Origin of the sequence: Pontimonas sp. (genome assembly GCF_031581085.1) — a bacterium.
GTDB lineage: Bacteria > Actinomycetota > Actinomycetes > Actinomycetales > Microbacteriaceae > Pontimonas.
Genome location: NZ_JAVLBO010000045.1, coordinates 1 through 3,225, shown reverse-complemented (window position 1 = coordinate 3,225; position 3,225 = coordinate 1). Strand labels below are relative to the sequence as shown.

The window sequence follows — 3,225 nt, the reverse complement described above, 5'->3', positions numbered from 1 at the left end:
CAGCGATTTTGTTCCCCGATTCACCGCACTTTGGACACTGACGTAGGTTTTGTGCGAGGCAGCGAACGAATACTCAAGAGGAAAAGAGGGACCATCAAAGCAATGTGGCTTGATGTTAGCCAGAAAATTGTCCAGAAATCGGAAGTCACGAGAAAAGGAGCCGGGGTCATCGCAGCTAAGCCAAGGCCCAACATTGACACAGCCACTGCACGGGGACGAGGCAAGCGCGTCGACACCACAACGATAGGAAACATTGACGCGGCGGCTCCCGCTGAATAGACCACGAACAGCCATAACGGAATGGGCGATAAAAGCGCGGGGGGTGCGGCAACCGAGAAGTCGGTTCCACTAAGCCGGGCCGCAGCGTAAACGACACCAACCCCCATCACCCCAGCGAAACCAGCCCGGAAAATCGCCAGGCTGCCGGGCTTCTTGGTAATAGTCATCGAATTACTCATTGTTCTGCACCTCGTTGAGTAGGCCAGTTTCCACGTCAAAAATGAAGCCTCGGATCGCTGCAGTGTGGGGTACGAAGGGGCTCTGTTTAATTGCCCGGATGCCGCTTCGAACATCTTCTTCCGGATTCGTAAAGGCCATTGGAGCCCAACTAGGCCTAATACCTGTAGCTGACGCGAGAGATTCGAGAAAAGCGCCATCGTTAAACGTCAGCATCCCGCAGTCAGTGTGGTGAATGAGAATGATTTCCTTTGTGTCCAGTAGGTGCTGGCTAATCGCCAAAGAGCGGATTTCCGCTTCGGTCACCACGCCACCTGCATTTCTGATGACATGTGCGTCGCCCTCGTTGAGACCGAGCACTCGCGCAACATCCAACCTCGCGTCCATACAGGCCAGGACAGCCAATTTTTTTGCCGGAGGCAGCGGTAACGGCCCAACAAAACTTTCCGCATAAATACGGTTGTTTGCGACTGCTTCATCTACAAAACTCACGCTTACCCCTCTATTTCTCGCCTATTTATACAAGTTTAAGCTTGTCATAAAAGGACAAGTCTTTCAAACCAGGAGCCGATTAAGGTTCAGGGTGAAAACCGACAGGCGCCGGCTCGTCAAGAACAGCGAATACGCACCGACCAGCGCCGGCTTGAAACTTTTCCGTACGTACAACCCGGCTTCCGAGTAAATTACTCATCACGTTCGTCGTCACTGCGCATATTTCCGGGTGAGCAATCGCCACATTTAAGTACGGGCAATTGTGTTCAATGACGCGAAGGCCGTCCTCATCTTTTTCGACCGTAATGAAGTCGTCGTCCTCGGAGTAAATCTTTTGAACGGCTCGCAATTGAGATTCTCGCGACGATCCACGCGAATCCTCCGAGAGCATGCGAGTTTTCTCACTAACCAAATTTTCCAACAAATCCCGCTGGCCGTTCAGGGTCCCCTTTTGAAGCCCACGCAACAGTGCATCGGATAGTCCGTCATACCTTTTCGGGAACAGATGCTCTCCCCGCACAGTCAGTGACCAAAACTGCTTTGGCCTCCCTCTGCCGCGCTGGCCGTAATCGTTCCGAGGCTCCACTAAGCCATCGCGCTCCATTTTCTCCACCACTAGCCGCACAGCTTCGTAACTCACATTTAGATCCCTGGCCAATGAGGATATCGAGCGCGCCCCGTTTACTTTGAGGCTTTTAGCTACCTCCATCTGCGTCGACATTTTCTCCCCTCGGCGCCGCGCCATCCTCTGCGTCTAAACCTATGCGGTGCTTATAGACTAGCGACCCGCCAAAATGAGCGCCGAGAACCAACAGGGCAACGCCCGCCGTGGAGAGCACAACAGCCCAGAGGATGGGGCCTTCCAAGTAAACGATCAGGGTTGCCAAAAAAATTGACACCGAAGTGCCAACCAGCCCGAGGTGCCACCACAGTGTCCGCTCAGCCTCCGAGCTCGCGGAGTCTCCCACTCTTACCAATTCCCAAAGTCCGGTCGCTACAGCAGGTATTGATGAGATGAGCCCGAGGACAAGTGAAATTGTCACCACAATTTCCGGCATGAGGGCCGGGAAAAAAAGCCTACCGAGAACGAAAAGCCAAGCGCCGAACAGAAGCCCGATAGGAAAATGAACGCTTGCTGGATGTAGACGATTCAGCATTACGCAAACGCCGCAACTGATACCGCCAGAAAACCCGCGACCGAAATGAGGCCGTGAACCAGGACAAGAGGGGCATAGATCAGTTTTTCCCTCAAATGAGTTCCAAACAGAACGAAACCACCAAGAGCCGAAACCACCAAGAGCCCGAGGCCCCAAGAGAGGGCGACGCTAAAGCCTTCCACAACACCAGCGGACACAAGCAGGACCAAGCCTGACGCCGCGGCGAGCCCGTGAACACTTGCAAGCCACATGGGGGGATTGGAGCCTCGAGCCCGGAAAGATGCAGCAGCTACTCCACCAATCGCAGTAACCGCGAGCACAATAAGAGAAATGAGAAGAAGGGACATCAGACCTTACCTTTCCTTTTTTTACAAATCAAAACTTGCCTAAATGAGTCAATCTGAGGACACTGTCTTTGTCAACCCTGATGGCTGGGGCCTCCCATGACGGACTTGATAAAACCGGCTAGGTCTAGGTCCGGCCAAGAGGCGACATCCGATGGAATATTTAATCCGTAACTGAGTGCTCGCTTGACTGCGAGGTAATCCTTCGGCTTGCCCAGTGCCTCGACGGCGACAATCCTGTCCCCTTCATAGTGAAGCACCGAAAACTCGTCGGGACCATTTCCGGGGCGATGGACGCTCCGATCCGCAGCCGAGATCAGGCCGGCGATTTGCAGTCGCGCTCCGTATTGCTCGGTCCAAAATGTTGGAGCAGGGCGCCCACTGGAAACTTCGCCGGCGACCAGGTATCGGGCTGCTACCGACGCCGTCCAAGAGGCGTTATCCAGCGAGGCAATCGGAACCCGCGCACCCTCGCCGAGCGGGTTAGGCCCAAGCGCAATATCTCCTACGGCAAAGATCCGCGGGTGCGAGCTTTGCGAGTTTTGGTTCACCGCGACAAAATCTCCGCTCAACGCAAGACCGGCGCCCCTTGCGAGCTCCGAACGAGGCGTCACGCCGATCGCGCCGAGCAGAACATCGGCCGAGATACTTTCGCTGCCCCCGAGAACTATCTCGTGACCTCCTCGGGCGAGCCGTTTTCCGCCGGTCACACTGGCCCCAAGTCTTAGAGATACCCCTTCAGCGAGGTGGCGCATTTTGAAATATTCACTCACTCG

At 54.8% G+C, this 3,225-nt stretch carries 4 protein-coding genes; all 4 read right to left on the bottom strand.

The genetic code is table 11. The features are described from left to right. Window positions 1-450: 450 nt before the first annotated feature. A complete protein-coding gene (locus RI518_RS07620; protein ID WP_310689784.1) occupies window positions 451-948 on the bottom strand; it encodes a carbonic anhydrase in 498 nt (165 codons plus the stop codon). 79 nt (window positions 949-1,027) lie between these two features. Next, on the bottom strand, window positions 1,028-1,588 hold the full coding sequence (locus RI518_RS07615; protein WP_310689783.1) for a hypothetical protein: 561 nt from the start codon (window positions 1,586-1,588) through the stop codon (window positions 1,028-1,030). Window positions 1,589-1,643: 55 nt separating this feature from the next. Beyond that, on the bottom strand, window positions 1,644-2,105 hold the full coding sequence (locus RI518_RS08065) for a DUF2231 domain-containing protein (protein WP_397428168.1): 462 nt from the start codon (window positions 2,103-2,105) through the stop codon (window positions 1,644-1,646). 418 nt (window positions 2,106-2,523) lie between these two features. Further along, window positions 2,524-3,225, bottom strand: a 702-nt coding sequence (locus RI518_RS07610) for an oxidoreductase C-terminal domain-containing protein (protein ID WP_310689782.1), incomplete at its 5' end; no start/stop codon positions are given.

Bases quoted from the DNA above. Each gene is read 5' to 3' on its own strand.
- RI518_RS08065 (WP_397428168.1), bottom strand. From the start codon at position 2,105: ATGCTGAATCGTCTACATCCAGCAAGCGTTCATTTTCCTATCGGGCTT.